Source organism: Citrobacter sp. wls829 (assembly GCF_005280825.1).
Taxonomy (GTDB): domain Bacteria; phylum Pseudomonadota; class Gammaproteobacteria; order Enterobacterales; family Enterobacteriaceae; genus Citrobacter; species Citrobacter gillenii.
Genome location: NZ_SZWP01000066.1, coordinates 155,600 through 175,453, shown reverse-complemented (window position 1 = coordinate 175,453; position 19,854 = coordinate 155,600). Strand labels below are relative to the sequence as shown.

Here is a 19,854-nt window from a genome sequence, read left to right as displayed (position 1 = left end):
CTAGAATATCACGGCTGTGATGGACAAAATAGCGGGGGTGAAAATGTCCAGGAAAATTCCTGGAGTGAAACCCTCTGGTCAGCAGGTCTCAGGCACGCGAAGCGTAGGGCACAGCAGACACATTTCCAGCAGCACAGCGACATATTCACGCGCGTCTTTTTTCAGATCAAAAGACTCTGGTGCAAATAACCAGTTTTCTAAAATGCCGGAAAGATAGCTGCGCAGTAACACCGCCACACGACGCGTGTTCAGATTCTCCGGCAACATTTTTGCGTTCATACAGTTGCGAAGGGTTTGCTCGATGCGATCATAGTTTTCAAGACACAGGCTACGTTGTGCCAACTGAACAGAGGCTATTTCCCCGACAAACTCGCATTTGTGGAATATAATCTCCATCAGCAAACGCCGGCGTTCTTCTGTCACGGTAGCTTCAAGAACGTAAACTAAAATTTCTCTTAATACTGATAGTGGATCGTCAGGGAATTTTGCCTGATACTCAGACTCTAGTTCATCAATATTGGGTTTTGCCAGCTCCCAGATTTCACTGAATAAATCCGACTTGTTTTTGAAATGCCAATAGATTGCACCACGCGTGACGCCAGCGGCTTTTGCGATCTCTGCAAGCGAGGTGGAAGAGACCCCTTGTTGCGAGAACAAACGCAGAGCAACATCGAGAATGTGTTGACGCGTTTCCTGCGCTTGTTGTTTGGTTTTTCGTGCCATATGTTAGTGAATTTACAGGCGTTAGATTTACATACATTTGTGAATGTATGTACCATAGCACGACGATAATATAAACGCAGCAATGGGTTTATAGGCTTTAAGCCATTGATCAATTTGAAATCGGACACTCGAGGTTTACATATGAACAAAAACAGAGGGTTAACGCCTCTGGCAGTCGTTCTGATGCTCTCAGGCAGCTTAGCGCTAACAGGATGTGACGACAAACAGGCCCAACAAGGGGGCCAGCAGATGCCAGAGGTTGGAGTTGTGACGCTCAAAGCTGAACCTCTACAGATAACAACTGAACTCCCGGGTCGCACCAGTGCTTTCCGCATTGCAGAAGTTCGCCCTCAGGTTAGCGGCATCATCCTGAAGCGTAATTTCACAGAAGGCGGTGACATTGAAGCGGGAGTGTCTCTCTATCAGATTGATCCTGCTACTTACCAGGCCGCATATGAAAGTGCAAAAGGCGATCTGGCTAAAGCGCAGGCGGCAGCTAATATCGCTCAGTTGACGGTGAATCGTTATCAGAAACTGTTGGGTACCAAGTACATCAGTCAACAGGAATACGATACCGCCAAGGCCGATGCGCAACAGGCAAATGCGGCCGTTATTGCCGCGAAAGCCGCAGTAGAAACGGCGCGTATTAACCTGGCGTATACCAAAGTCACGTCGCCAATTAGCGGCCGTATTGGTAAGTCTGCCGTTACGGAAGGTGCTTTGGTGCAAAACGGTCAGGCGACCGCGCTGGCAACCGTACAGCAGTTGGATCCGATCTATGTCGACGTCACACAATCAAGCAACGATTTCCTGCGACTGAAACAAGAGCTGGCGAACGGCAAGCTGAAGCAAGAGAACGGTAAAGCGAAAGTGGAACTGGTGACCAGCGACGGCATTAAATTCCCGCAGTCCGGTACGCTGGAGTTTTCTGACGTGACAGTTGATCAGACCACCGGTTCTATCACGCTGCGCGCCATCTTCCCTAACCCGGATCACACCTTACTGCCGGGTATGTTCGTCCGTGCTCGTCTGGAAGAAGGGATCAACCCAACGGCAATACTGGTTCCGCAGCAAGGCGTAACCCGTACACCGCGCGGTGAAGCCAGCGCGTTAGTTATCGGTGCTGATGACAAAGTGGAAACCCGCCAGATTGTGGCAGCACAAGCAATTGGCGATAAATGGTTGGTCACAGAAGGACTTAAGCCAGGCGACCGCGTGATTGTCACGGGGCTGCAAAAAGTACGTCCAGGCGCGCAGGTAAAAGCGCAGGAAGTCACCGCGGATAACAACCAGCAAGCCGCAAGCGGTAGCCAGCCTGAACAGTCCAAGTCTTAACTTAAACAGGAGCCGTTAAGACATGCCTAATTTCTTTATCGATCGCCCCATATTTGCGTGGGTGATCGCCATTATCATCATGTTGGCAGGGGGGCTCGCGATCCTCAAATTGCCGGTAGCGCAATATCCAACTATTGCACCGCCTGCAGTGACGATCTCCGCGACCTACCCTGGCGCTGATGCGAAAACAGTACAGGATACTGTTACGCAGGTTATCGAACAGAATATGAACGGTATCGATAACCTGATGTACATGTCCTCCAACAGTGACTCCACGGGTACCGTGCAGATCACCCTTACCTTCCAGTCAGGTACGGATGCGGATATCGCACAGGTGCAGGTACAGAACAAACTGCAGCTGGCGATGCCGTTACTGCCTCAGGAAGTTCAACAACAAGGGGTTAGCGTAGAGAAGTCTTCAAGTAGCTTCCTGATGGTTGTCGGTGTTATCAACACCAACGGCACCATGACCCAGGAAGATATTTCAGACTACGTGGGCGCTAACATGAAGGACGCCATCAGCCGTACTTCAGGTGTGGGTGACGTTCAGCTGTTCGGTTCCCAGTACGCAATGCGTATCTGGATGGATCCGAACAAACTGAACAACTTCCAGCTGACGCCGGTTGATGTGATCAACGCCATTAAAGCGCAGAACGCCCAGGTTGCAGCCGGTCAGTTAGGTGGTACGCCACCGGTGAAAGGCCAGCAGCTTAACGCGTCAATCATCGCGCAAACCCGTCTGACCTCTGCCGATGAATTCAGCAAAATTCTGCTGAAAGTGAATCAGGACGGTTCTCAGGTTCGTCTGCGTGACGTGGCGAAAGTGGAGTTGGGTGGCGAAAACTACGACATCATTGCGAAGTTTAACGGCAAACCGGCTTCCGGTCTGGGTATCAAACTGGCGACAGGTGCTAACGCCCTGGATACCGCTAGCGCCATCCGCGCTGAACTGGCGAAGATGGAGCCGTTCTTCCCATCAGGCCTGAAAATTGTTTACCCGTATGACACCACGCCGTTCGTGAAAATCTCAATTCACGAAGTGGTGAAAACGCTGGTGGAAGCAATCATCCTCGTGTTCCTGGTTATGTATCTGTTCCTGCAGAACTTCCGCGCGACGTTGATTCCGACCATTGCCGTACCGGTGGTCTTGCTGGGTACCTTTGCAGTGCTGGCCATTTTCGGCTTCTCGATAAACACCCTGACGATGTTCGGGATGGTGCTCGCCATCGGCCTGTTGGTGGATGACGCCATCGTGGTGGTCGAGAACGTTGAGCGCGTTATGGCGGAGGAAGGACTGCCGCCGAAAGAAGCGACGCGTAAATCAATGGGCCAGATTCAGGGCGCACTGGTGGGCATCGCGATGGTGCTGTCAGCGGTATTTATCCCGATGGCATTCTTTGGCGGATCTACCGGGGCAATCTACCGTCAGTTCTCCATCACCATTGTTTCTGCAATGGCGTTGTCAGTACTGGTGGCGTTGATTCTGACGCCGGCTCTTTGTGCCACCATGCTCAAACCGATCGCTAAGGGCGATCACGGAGAAGGCAAAAAAGGCTTCTTCGGCTGGTTTAACCGCATGTTCGATAAGAGCACCAACCACTATACCGACAGCGTTGGCGGCATTCTGCGCAGTACGGGTCGTTATTTGGCGCTGTATCTGATCATTGTCGTCGGCATGGCTTATCTGTTCGTTCGCCTGCCAAGCTCCTTCTTGCCGGATGAAGACCAGGGGGTATTCCTGTCCATGGCTCAGCTACCTGCAGGTGCTACGCAAGAGCGTACCCAGAAGGTGCTGGACGAAATGACGGATTACTATCTGACCAAAGAAAAAAATAACGTTGAATCGGTATTTGCCGTTAACGGCTTCGGTTTTGCGGGACGCGGTCAGAACACCGGTATTGCCTTCGTGTCGTTAAAAGACTGGAGCGAACGTCCGGGTGATGAGAACAAGGTCGAGGCAATCACCGCTCGCGCGATGGGGGCGTTCTCGAAGATTAAAGATGCGATGGTCTTCGCCTTTAACCTGCCCGCGATTGTCGAACTGGGTACCGCAACTGGTTTTGACTTCCAGTTGATTGACCAGGGTGGTTTGGGCCATGACAAACTAACACAGGCGCGTAACCAGCTGTTTGGTGAAGTGGCCAAGCATCCGGATCTGTTGGTCGGTGTTCGTCCTAATGGCCTGGAAGATACGCCGCAGTTCAAGATCGATATCGATCAGGAAAAAGCGCAGGCGCTGGGCGTTTCCATTAGTGATATTAATACAACGCTGGGTGCAGCATGGGGCGGAAGCTACGTGAACGACTTCATCGACCGCGGTCGTGTGAAGAAAGTTTACGTCATGTCTGAAGCGGAATACCGTATGTTGCCGGAAGATATTGGAAACTGGTACGTTCGCGGTAGCGATGGACAAATGGTACCGTTCTCCGCCTTCTCTACCTCACGTTGGGAATATGGTTCACCGCGATTGGAACGCTATAACGGTCTGCCTTCCATGGAAATCTTAGGCCAGGCCGCACCGGGTAAAAGTACCGGTGAAGCCATGGCAATGATGGAGCAACTGGCAAGCAAACTGCCGTCCGGTATCGGCTATGACTGGACCGGGATGTCCTATCAGGAACGACTGTCTGGCAACCAGGCTCCGGCCCTGTATGCCATTTCACTGATCGTCGTCTTCCTGTGTCTGGCAGCACTGTACGAGAGCTGGTCAATTCCGTTCTCCGTTATGCTGGTGGTTCCGCTGGGGGTTATCGGTGCGTTGCTGGCCGCGACGTTCCGCGGATTAACTAACGACGTTTACTTCCAGGTAGGCCTGCTCACAACCATTGGGTTGTCGGCGAAGAACGCGATATTGATCGTCGAATTCGCCAAAGACTTGATGGATAAAGAGGGTAAAGGGTTGATCGAGGCGACGCTGGATGCAGTTCGTATGCGTTTACGTCCGATCCTGATGACCTCGCTGGCCTTTATTCTTGGCGTCATGCCGTTGGTTATCAGCTCCGGCGCAGGGAGTGGCGCGCAGAACGCCGTTGGTACTGGCGTAATGGGCGGGATGGTTACAGCAACCGTACTGGCTATCTTCTTCGTTCCAGTGTTCTTTGTGGTGGTTCGCCGCCGCTTTAGCCGCAAGAATGAAGATGTTGAACACAGCCACCCGGTTGATCACCATTGATTCATCGCTAATGAAAAGGCCGCGCAAGCGGCCTTTTTTCTGGAAAAATCATAAAAATCACTTATTGTGATTACGTTTATTTTCTGCCGAGTGAATAAGCGATATAATCCCTGTAGGCTTAAAGGCTATTCTTAAGAATTCTTGAGGTTTCTTATTTTACCTGAATAATTATTAAGATTAATCCTAGCAGCTAATCTGCATTGTTAGAGGTTGCCTTTGATTGCTAAAGCTAACTCCGTTAACCTGATGATTGCCCGAACAATAAAGAAGTTGTTCCATTTCGAATACCTTCATTTTTAAGGTAAAATGTAAAAAGGGTGCCACATCATAATTTTACGCAATTGTAATTTTTCATGATATGACGATGAAATCTTTTTTAGAGTAGATTATAGTTAAATCATCAGGCGTCACGGGCAAGTTTCAGGTAGTTTGTTGTATCCACCCCGAAGGTGTTCGGTTAGTTTAAACCACTAAGAAGGGGATGCGCTATGGACGAGTACTCACCCAAACGGCATGATATCGCGCAGCTTAAATTTCTCTGCGAAACCTTGTATCATGACTGTCTTGCAAACCTTGAACAAAGCAACCATGGCTGGGTTAATGACCCGACTTCAGCAACCAGCCTGCAGCTCAACGAACTGATAGAGCATATTGCAACCTTCGCACTTAATTATAAAATTAAGTACAATGAGGACAATAAGCTGATTGCGCAGATTGATGAATACCTGGATGACACTTTTATGTTGTTCAGCAATTATGGTATTAATACGCAGGATTTGCAGAAATGGCGAAAGTCCGGAAATCGACTGTTTCGCTGTTTTGTCAATGCCACCAGGGCTAATCCTGTTAGTTTGTCTTGTTAAAAAATATTACAATCATAGGTAAGAGTTATGTCTGATAAACCATTAACTAAAACAGATTATTTGATGCGTCTTCGACGCTGCCAGACAATTGACACGCTCGAGCGCGTTATTGAGAAAAATAAATATGAATTGTCCGACAATGAACTGGCTGTATTTTACTCAGCAGCAGATCATCGCCTTGCTGAATTGACGATGAATAAGCTGTACGACAAGATTCCAACTTCCGTTTGGAAATTTATTCGCTAATTGTTCACGAGGTTAAGTCAGGTATCGCGTTAGATTTGTTTGTCTGGCTGACCACCTCCTCATATTTACAATAGTTATTTAATTCAAATCAGGTGACTTCGATCACAATAAGGTAATGGGAACGCTCCCCTGTGCGCATTGCATTTTATTGTTTTGCCATAATGAACGTTCGGCAAACAGAAGATGCAGACTGTCCTGCATAACCTGTTGGGTCAAAAACACCGTTGTAGGCGGCAATCCTGCGCGCCTCATCAAAACGCTATACGTTCAAATGTAACTGTTATGCTAAATTGTGGTTAATCTGTTACTTTTTTCAGGCACTATCCCCTCTTAAAATGGGTCGATCCCACCTGAATATTGAAGACATCACGAAGGCAAGAGATGACAGAAATACAGCGCCTGCTCACCGAAACAATTGACGACTTAAATGTGCGCGAAAAGCGCGATAACAGACCGCGCTTTAGCATCAGCTTCATTCGCAAGTATCCGGGACTGTTTATTGGCATGTATGTCGCCTGGTTCGCCACGCTGGCGGTTATGCTGCAATCAGAAACGCTGGTCGATTCAGTGTGGCTGCTGGTGGTATTGTTTGTCATCCTCAATGGTTTTTTCTTTTTTGACGTCGCGCCGCGTTACCGTTTCGAAGACATCGACGTGCTGGACTTCAGAGTCTGCTATAACGGCGAATGGTATAACACCCGTTTTGTTCCGCCAGCGCTTATCGAGACCATTCTGCATTCACCGCGGGTGGATGGCGAACGTAAAGCCCAATTGCAAAAAATGATGGCGCGGAAAGGCGAACTCTCTTTCTACGACGTCTTCACGCTAACTCGCGCAGAAGCTGCCGGTCAGTAGCTTGCCTACCAGCCAATAAAAAAGTGCGTACCCGCTGGCACGCACTGGTTTCCCTAAAATGTTGGCAAAATGTCTAACGTCTTTTCTTCCTGCCCTGCACCGCTTTAAATCGCGGATTCGTTTTGCAGATAACATACAAACGCCCTTTGCGTTTGACTATCTGACAGTCAGGGTGGCGCTGTTTGGCACTTCGAAGTGAATTAAGAACCTGCATATTAACCTCGCTTAGTGCCAATAAAATGGCCAAAACGTTTCTGGAAGCGCGCCGCACTGCCTTCGTTGTCGAACGTCTTCTGCTTCCCGGTGTAGTACGGGTGTGATTTAGACGAAATATCAAGGGTCACGTAGGGATACGTTTGTCCCTCAAATTCAATTTCACGTTCCGTTTTGATGGTCGAACCGACCTTAAAGTACTCATTGGCACTGGTGTCGTGGAATACCACAGTACGATAAAAAGGATGGATATCCGGTTTCATAGTAACCTCTAATTGTTACATTATAACATAACAATAAAGTACACTACTCTCGTCCCTGGCTCAACCTCATTTACACAGTGGGTAATTAATCTGGAAATACCCCTCTTAAATCTATTAGGTCATTCGAATAGATTTTTCACTTTCGGATATACTTTCCCTACGCTGTGTAAATAAGGATATCACTGTGACAACACGACATTTGATCGGCCTGGTGACCGGAATACTGATTCTGTCCATCCTTGCGCCAGTGGGTTTGAGTCTGTGGCTGGCGTATCGTCAGGTTGAAACTAAATTTATGGACGAGCTTGATTCTTACACCACCCGGGTTGCTTTGCGCACAGAAAGGGTCGGCGAGCAGGCGAAAAAAGCATTACGCCAGATTGAGACCTTCAAGGGAGAACCTTGCGGAACGGAACATTTACTGGAAATGCGTCGTTTGTCATACAGCTATCGTTACATTCAGGAAGTGGTGTACCTTAAGGACAACGTCCCGCAATGCTCTTCCCTCGAGAATAAAAGCCGTGCTGTCGCCTTCCCTGCGGCGATGAAAGTCACCGAGGATGGCTACCGTGCCTGGTTAACCACGGAGAACGACTTAGGTATCCAGCGTTTTATGGCTGCATTAGGCAGCGAAAACTATGTGGTGATGGTCGATCCCGCCACGTTCATTGACGTTGTTCCGTTTGGTTCGTGGCCGATTGATGTCGCCATTATTGGCGCCGATAAAAGCAGGATTGTCACCAGTAGCGGAACGCTACCCGAAGATATTTTGCAAAATTTTCAACAAGATAATGCCACTACGCATTTGCAAAAAGAGGGCGTTATTTACAACGCTCGTCCCTTCCCTGCATTAGGTATTACCGTCGTCAGTTGGGCATCTACGCTGCCGCTAAAAAAAATATGGCACCGACAGGCGCTTATCTGGCTCCCGGCGGGAATTCTTATCGGTCTGCTGACCGCCGCCTTTGTTCTGCGTATTTTACGTCGTTTGCAGTCTCCCCATCATCAGTTGCAGGAGGCTATCCAGCGCCGTGAAATTAAGGTGTACTATCAGCCGATCATTTCTCTTCGTACCGGGAAAGTGGTAGGTGCCGAAGCGCTGGCCCGTTGGCCGCAGCCCGATGGCAGTTTTCTCTCACCAGAGATTTTCGTCGCGCTGGCACAGCAGACCGGCCTGACAACCCCTCTCACTCGCCTGATTATCGAAAGCGTGTTTGACGATCTGGGCAAATGGCTTCATCACCATCCGGAGCAGCATATCTCCATCAATCTTGAAGCCGATAATCTGACATCAGAAACGCTGCCAGGTCTGCTCAGCCGGAAGGTGAATCACTATCAGATAAACCCGTCGCAAATTGCACTCGAACTCACAGAACGCGCCTTTGCCGATCCGAAAACCAGCGCTCCGTTCATCGCCAAGTACCGCCAGGCCGGCCATTCGATTTACATTGATGATTTTGGCACCGGTTATTCCAGTCTCAGTTACTTGCAGGATCTGGATGTCGATATTCTGAAGATCGACAAATCGTTCGTGGATGCGTTGGGATACAACAACGTGACGCCGCATATTATCGAGATCGCAAAAACGCTGAAGCTGGAAATGGTGGCAGAAGGTATCGAGACGAAAAATCAGGAAGAGTGGCTACGACAGCATGGCGTGCAGTACGGCCAGGGCTGGCTATACAGTAAGGCATTGCCAAAGGCAGAGTTTATCCTGTGGGCGGAGACACGACTGTAGCCGACATGCGAAAAGATTGAGATGGCTGGCGGCACGCCGCACAGCCAGTCACGTCAGTCATCCATAATGGGCGAGAATCCACCGTAGATCATGCGCTTGCCATCAAAGGGCATCGATTCGCCAAATTCCTTCATTCGGGGATCGGACATCATCTTCTGATTCGCCGCGTCACGGACTTCTTTTGAAGGATACTCAATCCAGCTGAATACCACTTCTTCATGATCCTGCGCTTTTACCGCCATGCGAAAATCGGTCAATTTGCCGTCAGGGACATCGTCTGCCCAGCATTCCACCACGCGCAATGCACCGAACTCCTTGAAAAGCGGAGCCGCTTTTGCCGCCATCGCGATATACGCCTCCTTGTTTTCAGCGGGTACGGCAACCACAAAACCATCAACATACTTCATGAGAAAAGCCTCCGAAGTTTACTGCGCGGCAAGCCAATTCTGGCCGCGTCAGTCGAGATTAAGTTTAGTCGTCAGCCCGCGATCATGCCGTAGGTTCATTCCGAACCCGAACACGTGACTGCGGCTGATGCCGAAACCACGGCAGGCAAAGCTGAATGAGCGGACCAATCGCCAGTGCATACAGCACCGTACCAACGCCCAGGGTTCCCCCGAGTAGCCAACCGATAAACAACACCGACACTTCGATGGCCGTTCGAATTCGCCTCACCGGCCAACCGGTACGCGCGTGAATGCCGGTCATCAGACCATCACGTGGGCCAGCACCGAACCCCGCACCGATATACAGACTGGTCGCTAAGGCGTTCAGTATCACCGCAGATACCAACAAACCGCTGCGGGCAAACAGGGATTCAAATCCCGGGATTAGCATCAGCGCCACATCAGCCGCCAGCCCAATCATAATGACATTACTCAATGTGCCAAACCCCGGACGCTGGCGTAGTGGGATCCATGCCAACAGGACCAATACGCCCACGGCAATAATCACCAAGCCGATGTTCATCGACAACAGATTTGCCACACCCAGATGAAAAACGTTCCAGGGATCAGCGCCTAAATCCGCACGCACAAACATCGCCGTCGACACGCCGTAAAGCATCAGCCCGATAAACAATTGCAGTAAACGACGCAGCATGCTTTTCTCCTCTCCCTGCGCAGACAGTCTTCATCTTCAACGCAATTGGCACTATGATTAATGACCAGTTTCCAAAAAGTGGACTGCAATGTCATCTCGTCGTTATGGAAGTCAGTCTCTCCAGCGCCTGCTCGGGCACTGGCAGGAGAGTCCCTCACGTACCCCAATCTGGCGACAGCTGGCCGAAGCCTTGCGTCTGCTGATACTGGATGGCCGGCTGGCGCTGGATAGCCGGCTTCCCGGCGAGCGCGAACTTGCTACGGTGCTGGAAGTCAGCCGAACAACTATCGCCAGCGCAATGGCACAGCTGCGGGAAGAAGGATATCTGGAAAGCCGCCAGGGTAGCGGCTCACGGGTGATCCTGCCGGAACATATTCGCCATGTACCGACTCGCACCGTCACCGGTACCGCACTCGATCTGTCCACCGCCGCGCTCAGCGCAGGTCCCGAAATTCATCAGGCTTACCAGCAGGCGCTGTTTGCCATACCGCAGCATCTATTAAGTTCCGGGTATCTGCCCCAGGGGCTACCGTCTTTGCGCGAATCCATTGCCCGGCATTACTGCGAACGCGGATTACCCACGCAGCCGGATGAGGTTATGGTGGTCAATGGTGCAGTCAGCGGGCTGGCGCTGATCCTGCGGTTGCTTACCGGTCCAGGCGATCGCGTAGTGGTTGATCATCCTACTTACCCGCTCGCTATTGCGGCGATTCAGGGGGCCTCCTGCCGACCCGTGGGGGTGTCGCTGCCTGAACAGGGATGGGATACTGCGGGTCTTGTCGCCACCATCGCACAAACCGCCCCCCGCATGGCCTACCTGATGCCGGATTTTCACAATCCTACCGGACGTTGCATGGACGCCGCCACACGCCAGGTGGTGGCCGATATCGCCGCCAAAACGCACACCACGCTGGTGGTGGACGAAACCATGGTCAATCTGTGGTATGACGCCCCGCCACCACCGCCGCTTGCCGCCTTCAATCGCGATGCACCCATCATTATGTTGGGGTCTGCCGGTAAAAGTTTCTGGGGAGGATTACGTCTTGGCTGGGTGCGGGCGTCATCACGGACTATTGCCTCACTGGTGCAAACCCGCGACACGTTCGATTTAGGCTCACCGGTGCTGGAACAGCTCGCTACCGGCTGGCTGCTGGATAACGCCGCGCAGTTTCTCCCGGACAGAAGACAACTGCTCACCGCCAGACGCAACCAGTGCCATACTCTGATGCGATCGCATTTCCCGGAATGGCAATTTACCCAACCGCAGGGCGGGTTATCTTTCTGGGTAGAATTGCCCGATACGCTGGCGACGCTGTTTGCCACTCGCTCCGACAGCGCCGGTATTCAGTTAGGTACCGGAACGCGCTTTGGGTTAGCGGGTGCATTCGATCGTTTCTTACGCATGCCCTTCGCGCTGCCGGATGACACGATGCGCGCCGCCTTCAACACGTTGCAGCCGATCTGGGACACTCTGCGTTCACAGGCAAGTCATGGGAAAATACGTAAAATAATCTAAGTGACGAGGAAAGGTGAAAGAGATTGCCGAACGGCAGAATTGGGTGGGGGCCCTGCCAGCTACATCCCGGCACACACGTCATCTGCCTTGGCTGCTTCCTTCCGGACCTGACCTGGTAAACAGAGTAGTGTTGCGGGAGAACCAACAGAGCCCCCATTGAGAGCGTTGTTAACCAACGCGCAGGCGCATTATCACTGCTGCACCGTGTAATTGCAACCCATCCAGCACCAGATGCTGTTTTCTTGTGCAATGCGGCTTCACTCACCCGCCATTCCAGATTATGCTGGGGAATTAGCGCAGGAATAAATGATGGATATACAAGACTCTTTCCCCCAACGCGTCTGGCAAATTGTCGCCTCAATCCCCGAAGGATTCGTCACTACCTATGGTGATGTCGCCAGACTTGCCGGATCTCCGCGTGCAGCGCGTCAGGTCGGCGGCGTCCTCAAACGGCTTCCCGAAGGCAGCACCCTGCCGTGGTATCGAGTCGTTAATCGCCATGGTGCTATATCGCTGACCGGGCCGGATCTACAGCGCCAGCGTCAGGCATTGCTGTCTGAAGGGGTGGTGGTTTCGGGAAGTGGGCACATCGATTTACAACGTTATCGCTGGGTGTATTAACCCTCCCCTGGCGGAGAGGGTTATGCCAGGCTTAGTACTGCGTAGGTGCAGGGACGGCTGAAGACGGATTCACCTGCGTGGGAGACGTTGACGGCACCGTAGTTGCCGCACCACCGCTGGCCTGAACCGGAACTTCCGTATGCTGAACAGGAACCAGCGTCAGATCGGCCTTGGTACCGCCCTGGTTGATAACCGGCTGCACGGTGTCCGTAATAAACACCAGTTTGTCGTTCACCATAATGGCTGCACTCAACAAAATACGGGCGTTCGGCTGAATATCTGCCGGGTTAAACGGCAGCACAAAGCTAAATGGCGCCTGCTTCCCTTCAGTACGCACCGCTTTTTGCGACAGAACTTTTGACGGGGCATCCGCCAGCGAAGCGTCCGACAGTGTGACGGTCAGTACGGCATCCGGTGGCAGCGCAACTTTCTGGCGGATCCACACCGTACCAGAAACATTCGGCTGTTGAATTTTTGACTGTGTGTCAGCAATTGACGTAGTAGGGCTTGGCGCAGGTGTCTGAATATCTGCACTTTTATCAGCACAGGCCGCCAGCGCGACCGCAACGGCTAAACCACTTACCATGTGCACGAGTTTCATTAAATTCTCCTTATCGTCAATGCACCAGCGAGAACTTTCCTCGCCAGAAGAGTGGTTAACAAAAACATAACGTGACTAAGTGTGGCACAAAGTAGCTATTTTTGCCTGCAATCGACCGGTAATTCAGACAATTGCACCCATCGGACCACTTTCAAAATTGCGTTATACTCTGCCTACTTCGCTGCGACATCGACATGACCTGGAGAGCACCTATGAGTCTGGCACTAAAAAGTTTGCTGACATTGTTGAATTTGGAAAAAATTGAAGAAGGACTCTTTCGCGGCCAAAGTGAAGACTTAGGATTACGCCAGGTTTTTGGCGGGCAGGTCGTCGGACAGGCGCTGTATGCCGCTAAAGAAACCGTACCGGAAGAGCGGCTGGTGCACTCCTTTCACAGCTACTTTTTACGTCCTGGCGATAGCCAAAAACCGATAATTTACGATGTCGAAGTGCTGCGCGATGGTAACAGCTTCAGCGCTCGCCGCATTGCCGCCATCCAGAACGGAAAGCCCATTTTCTACATGACCGCCTCTTTTCAGGCGCCGGAAGATGGCTTTGAACATCAAAAAACCATGCCGCACGCACCTGGGCCCGACGCGCTGAAATCCGAAACCGAAATTGCCCGTTCAGTGGCGCATCTGCTGCCACCGCTGTTGAAAGAGAAATTTATCAATGACCGCCCACTGGAAGTGCGTCCGGTGGAGTTTCATAACCCGCTCAAAGGCCATGTCGCCGAACCGGCACGACAGGTGTGGATCCGCGCCAACGGTACGGTGCAGGACGACCTACGCGTGCATCAGTATCTGCTGGGTTACGCCTCCGACCTGAACTTCCTGCCTGTGGCGCTACAACCGTACGGAATTGGTTTTTTGGAGAAAGGGATTCAGATAGCCACTATCGACCATTCGATGTGGTTCCATCGTCCTTTCAATATCAATGAGTGGTTGCTGTATAACGTCGAGAGCACCTCTGCCTCCGGTGCCCGGGGCTTTGTGCGCGGGGAATTTTATACACAGGACGGCGTACTGGTTGCCTCTACCGTACAGGAAGGGGTGATGCGCAATCGCAACTGATGTCTTATCCGGCCTACAGACTACATCTGTCGTAGGCCGGATAAGCGTTTAGCGCCATCCGGCAGAGTGAAATATCAAGCGTTGTAGGCGTTTTCACCATGGCTGTTCACATCCAGCCCTTCGCGCTCCTGCTCTTCCGGTACGCGCAGCCCTACCGTCATGTCCGCCAGCTTATAGCCGATGAAGGCCACCACACCGGACCAGACAATGGTAATCGCCACGCTTTCGAGCTGCACCAGCACCTGATGCCCCATGGTCACGCCCTCAGCAAAGCCTACGCCACCCAGCGAACTGGCGGCGAACACCCCGGTCAGAAGACAGCCGACAATGCCGCAAACGCCGTGCACACCGAACACATCGCACGGGTCATCAACGCGCAGAAAACGCTTCAGCATCGTCACGCCCCACAGTCCCGCCAGACCGGCAATTGCCCCGATGATCAACGCACCGCCGACGCCAATGTACCCACAAGCAGGGGTCACGCCAACCAGGCCCGCAATGGCACCAGAACACGCCCCCAGCAGCGACGGTTTACCGCGCAGCGCCCACTCACCGAAGATCCAGCCGAGAATGGCAGCAGCGGTCGCCACCACGGTATTCACAAAGGCCAGTGCAGCGATTTCATTTGCCGTCCCAGCAGAACCTGCGTTAAAACCAAACCAGCCGATGTAGAGAATCGCGGTCCCGGTAAAGACCATCGGCAGGTTATGCGGTTTGAAAGCCTCTTTGCCAAAACCCACACGCTTGCCAATCAGATAAGCACCCACCAGCCCGGCGATCGCGGCGTTGATATGCACCACCGTCCCGCCCGCAAAATCCAGCGCGCCATGGGAGGCCAACAGACCACCACCCCAGACCATATGCGCAATCGGAATGTAGGACAGCGTCAGCCATACCACCACAAAAATCAGTACCGCAGAGAAGCGAATGCGTTCAGCCAGCGCCCCAACGATAAGTCCAACGGTGATGCAAGCAAATGAGCCCTGGAACGCAACGTGAATGTACTGGTAGAAACTCCCCGTTACCGCCGTCAGGGCAATGTTTTTCAGCATCACCCAGTTGAAGTTGCCGAAGAAACTATTCCCCTCGCCAAAGGCCAGCGAGTAGCCATACACCACCCATAAAATGCAGACCAGTGCGAACGTCACCGTCACCTGCGTCAGCATCGACAGAACGTTCTTGCCACGAATCAAACCGCCGTAAAACAGCGCGATGCCCGGAATGGTCATAAACAGCACCAGCGCGGTACATATCATCATAAAGGCGTTATCAGCTTTGTCCGCGACGGCTGGCGCTGCCATCGCCAGTCCCGGCAGCAGTGCCAGTGAAGCGATACCCGTTTTCATCGTTGCTATCTTCATTTTTTGGTTTCCTATCACTGTGTGCCAGAAGTTACAGTGCGGCTTCGTCGGCTTCGCCGGTACGAATACGAATCACACGTTGCAGCTCGGCGACAAAAATTTTGCCGTCGCCAATTTTTCCGGTGTAGGCCGACTTGCTGATGACGTCGATCACCTCATCAAGCTGATCGTCGGCAATCGCCACATCAATCTTCACCTTCGGTAAAAAATTGACGCTGTATTCGGCTCCCCGATACAACTCGGCATGGCCTTTCTGTCGACCAAAGCCCTTCACTTCGGTGACGGTCAGCCCCTGAATACCAATAGAAGACAGTGCTTCACGGACGTCTTCCAGTTTGAACGGTTTGATTACCACGGTAACCAGCTTCATAGATCCCCTCCAGTCAGAATTCAGTAGTGGCTGCAGATACACAGGATGAATATTGCAAGGGGTGTGCCAGGAATGAAAAACGCGGGATGATTCAGGCTCGCAGGGCGCGGCCGGGGTAGAAAAAGAAAAAACGCACTATAACGGTGCATAGTGCGTTACATTTTTGCACCAGATTGTTGATGCTTCTTGAACCAATTTAGCCGTAGGCCTGAAACGCACTGCGCCATCAGGCAATAATGGAATCCTCATGCGCACTGGCCGCCAGCTCTTCACCGGCCAGTTGCAGCTGATACATTTGCCAGTAGCGGCCTTGCGCCGCCAGTAATTGCTGATGTGTGCCGCGCTCGACGGCCTGCCCCCGGTGCAGCACCAGAATGGTGTCTGCTTCCACGATCGTGGAGAGTCGATGGGCAATCACCACCAGCGTAGTGTGTTCGCGCACAGCAGCCAGCGCCTGCTGAATGGCCTGCTCCGTGCCGGAGTCAATACTGGCGGTGGCTTCATCCAGAATCAGTACCTGCGGCGTTTCGACCAGAACCCGCGCCAATGCCAGCAGCTGTTTCTGCCCCACGGACAAATTATTGCCCTGTTCGCCCAATCGGGTGTGAATACCGTCACTCAGACCACGTGCCAGCTCAGCCAGCTGTACGGTCTCCAGCGCCTGCCACACTCGATCTTCAGAAATATCGCGGCCCAGCGTGACGTTTGCCAGGAAGGTGTCCGCCATCACAACCGGATCCTGCTGCACCATCGCGACGCCCTGACGTAAGACGCCGTGACTCAACGAGGAGAGGGGGCGCCCGTCCAGACGGATCTCCCCTTGCGTCAGCGGATAGTAGCCCATCATCAGGCTGGCGAGCGTACTCTTGCCACTACCGGTATGCCCAACCAACGCCACAAAACTACGTGAAGGCACGGACAGGCTAATATTTTTCAGCACCAGATTGTCATCGCGATAAGCAAATGACACGTTATCAACCTCAATGTTGCCACTCTTCAGCGGCTGATCATCATCGCCATAATGCTGACGCGGTCTGTCCATCAGTTCGAAGACGCGCTCACCGGCGACAACCGCTTGCTGCAGCATAGATTGTTGGGTCGTCAGCTCAATCAGCGGCTCATTCAGACGCCCGAGATAGCTGATAAACGCATACAGCACGCCAACCTCGATGGACGTGCCAGAGGTCACACTGAACAACATCAGTAAACCACAGAGGATCAGGGCGGAAAACAGGCTCAGCAACGGACGCAGTAAAAAACCGTCCAGCCGCAAGGTCTGCATGCGTGCCATATAGTGCGAACGGCTGGCCTCGCCCATGCGCTCCCCAAAGCGCGCCTGCTGACGAAACTGTTGGATCACGCTCATACCGTTAATGACTTCATTGAAGCCATCATTGATATCGGCCAGATAGGCACGAACGCGGCGCACAATCGGCGTGCTGTAGCGCTGATAAATCACCATCACCACCATCACCGCCGGGAATATAGCCATCGCCACCAGCGCCATACGCCATTCGAGGCTAAACATCGCCACCAGCATGGCACCAATCAGAGCCGCACTGCGCAGTACCGTCGCCACGACCGTCACGTACAGGTCGCGGATCACTTCGGTATCGTTGGTTACACGAGAGATAAGCTGTCCGACGGGCTGGATGTCAAATTCACTCAACGGTTGGCGCAGCGCAGCATCCATTACATCCGTGCGTAGCTGTTGCACCACACCGACGGCAGCCTGGTTAAACAACAGTGACTGCGCATAGTGCAGTCCCGCCGCCAGCAGTTGCAGACCGACATAAGCCGCAACCAGACCAGCCACCATCGCCAACGGCAAATTGTTTTTCGCCACCATGTTATCAATAAAGTAGCTTATCAGCAGCGGACCGCTGACTTCTGCCGCCGCCGCCACCCACAGCATCACCACCGCAATGCCCAGTGGTTTTCGCCACGGTGAACCATAGCGCAGCAGCCGTTTCAGCGTCGGCCATAATTGCCCAAAACTACGCATTCGCCGCCTCCTCATTTAACGCAGGGGCATCAGACAGCGCCGCTTCCAGCTGCTGATAGCGATACATATCGCGGTACCAACCGGGTTGCTGGACCAGCGTGTCATGGTCGCCACGCTGGGCAATATGTCCGTGCTGCATCACGATAATCTCGCTGGCTTCCGTCAGCGCCGACAAGCGGTGGGCGCTGATAATAACCGTTCTTCCCTCGCCCCACTGGCGCAGGTTATGCAGGATCTGATGTTCGGTACGGCCGTCTACCGCCGACAGCGCATCGTCAAGAATCAGAATTTCCGCATTAAGCAGCAGCGCTCGGGCAATAGAAATTCGCTGTTTTTGCCCGCCCGAGAGCATCACGCCCCGCTCGCCCACTTCGGTGTCATATCCCTGCGGCAAACGTAAAATATCCTCATGCACGCTGGCGAGGCGCGCCACATGTTCGATTTCGGCCTGCGTCGCCTGCTGGCGTCCAAGTGCAATGTTATTGCCGACGGTGTCCGAAAACAGGAACGGCGTCTGGCTAACAACTGCCAGCCGACTGCGCCAGCTATCAAGCTGTAAGCGCGTCAGCGGAATGTCATGAAAGCGCACATCGCCCTGGGTAATATCAAAGTGGCGCTGGATCAGCGACAGAATGGTACTTTTTCCCGCACCGGTCGGCCCACAAATACCCAGCATCTGCCCAGGCTTAAGCTGGAAATTAACGTTTTCCAACGTCGGGCGCGCCATCAGCGGGTAGCTGAATTCACGAATCGCAACCGCCAGTTCCCCGCGCCCTTCCGGCACGGGTTCCGTGCCATCATTAACCACGGGAGCTTCCGCCAACATGGCGCGAATACGGCTGTAGGCGGCGCTACCGCGCTCGACGATATTAAACATCCACGCCAACGCCAGCATCGGCCAAATCATCAGACCGAGATACATCATAAAGCTGGTCAGCTGACCGAGCGTCAGCGAACCGTGAACCACCATCCAGCTTCCACCGCCAATCGCCAGCAGGTTCGCCATACCAATAGCGATATAAATGGTGGGATCGAAGCGGGCGTCGATGCGCGCGACGCGCATATTTTTCTTACCGGTATCCTGCGCATCTGCGGCAAATAAGGCCGACTGCCGGTCCTCCAGACCAAAGGCTTTAATCATGCGAATGCTGGTCAGGCTCTCCTGAGTACGATCGTTGAGGCTGGAGAATGCCGCCTGCGCTTGCTTAAAGCGGTTATGAAGCCGATCGCCGTAACGCTTAATCATCAGCGCCATCACCGGCATCGGTAGCAAGGCAAATAGCGTCAACTCCCAGCTTATTTGCGTAGACATGACGATAAGCACCGCACAGCCCATCACCAGCGAGTCGACCAACGTCAGCACACCTTCTCCGGCGGCGAACACCACCCGGTCAACATCGTTGGTGGCGCGCGCCATCAGATCGCCCGTGCGATGGCGCAGATAAAATTCAGGATGTTGACGGCTCAACTGACGGTAATAATCTTCGCGCAGTTCTACTGCCAGCTGGTAGGATGCCCCAAACAGCAGCACGCGCCAGACGTAGCGCAGCAAATAGACCACCACCGCAATCAGTGCAATTGTGCCAACCCACATTAGCAGGCGTTCGGTCGTGAAGCGTTGAGCCGTCACGCCATCAACAATAATGCCGACCACTTTAGGCGGAATAAGTTGAAGGATAGCGATGATGATAAGCAGGGCCACTGCCCCGAGGTAGCGACGCCACTCCCGGCGAAAGTACCAGCTTAATTGAGCAAATAATCGCACGCGTTATGTCCTGACATGATTTCCGACAATGAG

Annotated in this window: 18 protein-coding genes, 1 other RNA gene and 1 pseudogene; 9 read left to right on the top strand and 11 right to left on the bottom strand. The window is 52.8% G+C overall.

Annotated features, from left to right (window positions below; all coding sequences use genetic code 11):
• Positions 1-78 precede the first annotated feature (78 nt).
• Positions 79-723 carry a multidrug efflux transporter transcriptional repressor AcrR gene (acrR, locus tag FDW88_RS13575; protein ID WP_096758037.1) on the bottom strand — a complete coding sequence of 215 codons (645 nt, stop codon included), beginning with the start codon at positions 721-723 and terminating at the stop codon, positions 79-81.
• Between the two features lie 141 nt (positions 724-864).
• Between acrR and acrA the strand changes: the two genes are divergently transcribed.
• From acrA to FDW88_RS13550, 5 genes are all read left to right on the top strand, one after another.
• On the top strand, positions 865-2,058 hold the full coding sequence (gene acrA / locus FDW88_RS13570; protein ID WP_096758038.1) for a multidrug efflux RND transporter periplasmic adaptor subunit AcrA: 1,194 nt from the start codon (positions 865-867) through the stop codon (positions 2,056-2,058).
• 22 nt (positions 2,059-2,080) lie between these two features.
• Positions 2,081-5,230 (top strand): efflux RND transporter permease AcrB, encoded by a 3,150-nt coding sequence (gene acrB / locus FDW88_RS13565; protein WP_096758039.1) that lies wholly within the window; start codon positions 2,081-2,083, stop codon positions 5,228-5,230.
• A 488-nt stretch (positions 5,231-5,718) separates the two neighbouring features.
• Positions 5,719-6,093, top strand: a complete 375-nt coding sequence (gene tomB, locus FDW88_RS13560) for an Hha toxicity modulator TomB (RefSeq protein ID WP_115259201.1) — start codon at positions 5,719-5,721, stop codon at positions 6,091-6,093.
• 27 nt (positions 6,094-6,120) lie between these two features.
• Entirely contained in the window at positions 6,121-6,339 is a 219-nt protein-coding gene (locus FDW88_RS13555) for an HHA domain-containing protein (RefSeq protein ID WP_002892050.1), read from the top strand.
• Between the two features lie 381 nt (positions 6,340-6,720).
• Positions 6,721-7,194: a YlaC family protein gene (locus FDW88_RS13550; protein ID WP_096758041.1), complete on the top strand. Its 474-nt coding sequence runs from the start codon at positions 6,721-6,723 to the stop codon at positions 7,192-7,194.
• Positions 7,195-7,267: 73 nt separating this feature from the next.
• Here FDW88_RS13550 and ykgO read toward each other — a convergent pair whose 3' ends face one another.
• Both ykgO and FDW88_RS13540 read right to left on the bottom strand, forming a co-directional pair.
• A complete protein-coding gene (gene ykgO / locus FDW88_RS13545; RefSeq protein WP_005125190.1) occupies positions 7,268-7,408 on the bottom strand; it encodes a type B 50S ribosomal protein L36 in 141 nt (46 codons plus the stop codon).
• A gap of 1 nt (position 7,409) precedes the next feature.
• Positions 7,410-7,670, bottom strand: coding sequence for a type B 50S ribosomal protein L31 (locus tag FDW88_RS13540; RefSeq protein ID WP_115259215.1), 261 nt, complete (start codon positions 7,668-7,670; stop codon positions 7,410-7,412).
• Between the two features lie 184 nt (positions 7,671-7,854).
• On the opposite strand from FDW88_RS13540, the gene FDW88_RS13535 reads away from it, so the two are divergent.
• On the top strand, positions 7,855-9,408 hold the full coding sequence (locus tag FDW88_RS13535) for an EAL domain-containing protein (protein ID WP_137362739.1): 1,554 nt from the start codon (positions 7,855-7,857) through the stop codon (positions 9,406-9,408).
• A 53-nt stretch (positions 9,409-9,461) separates the two neighbouring features.
• Here FDW88_RS13535 and FDW88_RS13530 read toward each other — a convergent pair whose 3' ends face one another.
• A complete protein-coding gene (locus FDW88_RS13530) occupies positions 9,462-9,815 on the bottom strand; it encodes a DUF1428 domain-containing protein (protein WP_115259217.1) in 354 nt (117 codons plus the stop codon).
• An 82-nt stretch (positions 9,816-9,897) separates the two neighbouring features.
• Positions 9,898-10,509, bottom strand: coding sequence for a YitT family protein (locus FDW88_RS13525; RefSeq protein WP_137362738.1), 612 nt, complete (start codon positions 10,507-10,509; stop codon positions 9,898-9,900).
• Positions 10,510-10,597: 88 nt separating this feature from the next.
• On the opposite strand from FDW88_RS13525, the gene FDW88_RS13520 reads away from it, so the two are divergent.
• Positions 10,598-12,025, top strand: a complete 1,428-nt coding sequence (locus tag FDW88_RS13520; protein ID WP_137362737.1) for a PLP-dependent aminotransferase family protein — start codon at positions 10,598-10,600, stop codon at positions 12,023-12,025.
• 50 nt (positions 12,026-12,075) lie between these two features.
• Here the strand turns inward: FDW88_RS13520 and ffs are convergent.
• Positions 12,076-12,172: signal recognition particle sRNA small type (gene ffs, locus FDW88_RS13515), an RNA gene on the bottom strand.
• Between the two features lie 84 nt (positions 12,173-12,256).
• On the opposite strand from ffs, the pseudogene FDW88_RS13510 reads away from it, so the two are divergent.
• Positions 12,257-12,646, top strand: a pseudogene (locus FDW88_RS13510) (MGMT family protein).
• A gap of 31 nt (positions 12,647-12,677) precedes the next feature.
• On the opposite strand, the gene FDW88_RS13505 reads toward FDW88_RS13510, so the two are convergent.
• A complete protein-coding gene (locus FDW88_RS13505) occupies positions 12,678-13,247 on the bottom strand; it encodes a YbaY family lipoprotein (protein WP_096758048.1) in 570 nt (189 codons plus the stop codon).
• 212 nt (positions 13,248-13,459) lie between these two features.
• Here FDW88_RS13505 and tesB point away from each other — a divergent pair, with 212 nt between their 5' ends.
• On the top strand, positions 13,460-14,320 hold the full coding sequence (gene tesB, locus FDW88_RS13500; protein ID WP_115259224.1) for an acyl-CoA thioesterase II: 861 nt from the start codon (positions 13,460-13,462) through the stop codon (positions 14,318-14,320).
• A 74-nt stretch (positions 14,321-14,394) separates the two neighbouring features.
• Here tesB and amtB read toward each other — a convergent pair whose 3' ends face one another.
• The 4 genes from amtB to FDW88_RS13480 form a co-directional block, all read right to left on the bottom strand.
• Entirely contained in the window at positions 14,395-15,681 is a 1,287-nt protein-coding gene (amtB, locus tag FDW88_RS13495) for an ammonium transporter AmtB (RefSeq protein ID WP_096758050.1), read from the bottom strand.
• Positions 15,682-15,712: 31 nt separating this feature from the next.
• The gene (gene glnK, locus FDW88_RS13490) at positions 15,713-16,051 is read right to left on the bottom strand and encodes a P-II family nitrogen regulator (RefSeq protein WP_096758051.1); all 339 of its coding nucleotides are present in this window, start codon (positions 16,049-16,051) and stop codon (positions 15,713-15,715) included.
• Between the two features lie 226 nt (positions 16,052-16,277).
• On the bottom strand, positions 16,278-18,056 hold the full coding sequence (locus tag FDW88_RS13485) for a SmdB family multidrug efflux ABC transporter permease/ATP-binding protein (RefSeq protein ID WP_096758052.1): 1,779 nt from the start codon (positions 18,054-18,056) through the stop codon (positions 16,278-16,280).
• Positions 18,049-19,821: a SmdA family multidrug ABC transporter permease/ATP-binding protein gene (locus tag FDW88_RS13480; protein ID WP_137362736.1), complete on the bottom strand. Its 1,773-nt coding sequence runs from the start codon at positions 19,819-19,821 to the stop codon at positions 18,049-18,051. Before FDW88_RS13480 ends, FDW88_RS13485 begins: the two co-directional genes overlap by 8 nt.
• Between the last annotated feature and the right edge of the window lie 33 nt (positions 19,822-19,854).

Bases quoted from the DNA above. Each gene is read 5' to 3' on its own strand.
- acrR (WP_096758037.1), bottom strand. From the start codon at position 723: ATGGCACGAAAAACCAAACAACAAGCGCAGGAAACGCGTCAACACATT.
- acrA (WP_096758038.1), top strand. From the start codon at position 865: ATGAACAAAAACAGAGGGTTAACGCCTCTGGCAGTCGTTCTGATGCTC.
- acrB (WP_096758039.1), top strand. From the start codon at position 2,081: ATGCCTAATTTCTTTATCGATCGCCCCATATTTGCGTGGGTGATCGCC.
- tomB (WP_115259201.1), top strand. From the start codon at position 5,719: ATGGACGAGTACTCACCCAAACGGCATGATATCGCGCAGCTTAAATTT.
- FDW88_RS13555 (WP_002892050.1), top strand. From the start codon at position 6,121: ATGTCTGATAAACCATTAACTAAAACAGATTATTTGATGCGTCTTCGA.
- FDW88_RS13550 (WP_096758041.1), top strand. From the start codon at position 6,721: ATGACAGAAATACAGCGCCTGCTCACCGAAACAATTGACGACTTAAAT.
- ykgO (WP_005125190.1), bottom strand. From the start codon at position 7,408: ATGCAGGTTCTTAATTCACTTCGAAGTGCCAAACAGCGCCACCCTGAC.
- FDW88_RS13540 (WP_115259215.1), bottom strand. From the start codon at position 7,670: ATGAAACCGGATATCCATCCTTTTTATCGTACTGTGGTATTCCACGAC.
- FDW88_RS13530 (WP_115259217.1), bottom strand. From the start codon at position 9,815: ATGAAGTATGTTGATGGTTTTGTGGTTGCCGTACCCGCTGAAAACAAG.
- FDW88_RS13525 (WP_137362738.1), bottom strand. From the start codon at position 10,509: ATGCTGCGTCGTTTACTGCAATTGTTTATCGGGCTGATGCTTTACGGC.
- FDW88_RS13520 (WP_137362737.1), top strand. From the start codon at position 10,598: ATGTCATCTCGTCGTTATGGAAGTCAGTCTCTCCAGCGCCTGCTCGGG.
- FDW88_RS13505 (WP_096758048.1), bottom strand. From the start codon at position 13,247: ATGAAACTCGTGCACATGGTAAGTGGTTTAGCCGTTGCGGTCGCGCTG.
- tesB (WP_115259224.1), top strand. From the start codon at position 13,460: ATGAGTCTGGCACTAAAAAGTTTGCTGACATTGTTGAATTTGGAAAAA.
- amtB (WP_096758050.1), bottom strand. From the start codon at position 15,681: ATGAAGATAGCAACGATGAAAACGGGTATCGCTTCACTGGCACTGCTG.
- glnK (WP_096758051.1), bottom strand. From the start codon at position 16,051: ATGAAGCTGGTTACCGTGGTAATCAAACCGTTCAAACTGGAAGACGTC.
- FDW88_RS13485 (WP_096758052.1), bottom strand. From the start codon at position 18,056: ATGCGTAGTTTTGGGCAATTATGGCCGACGCTGAAACGGCTGCTGCGC.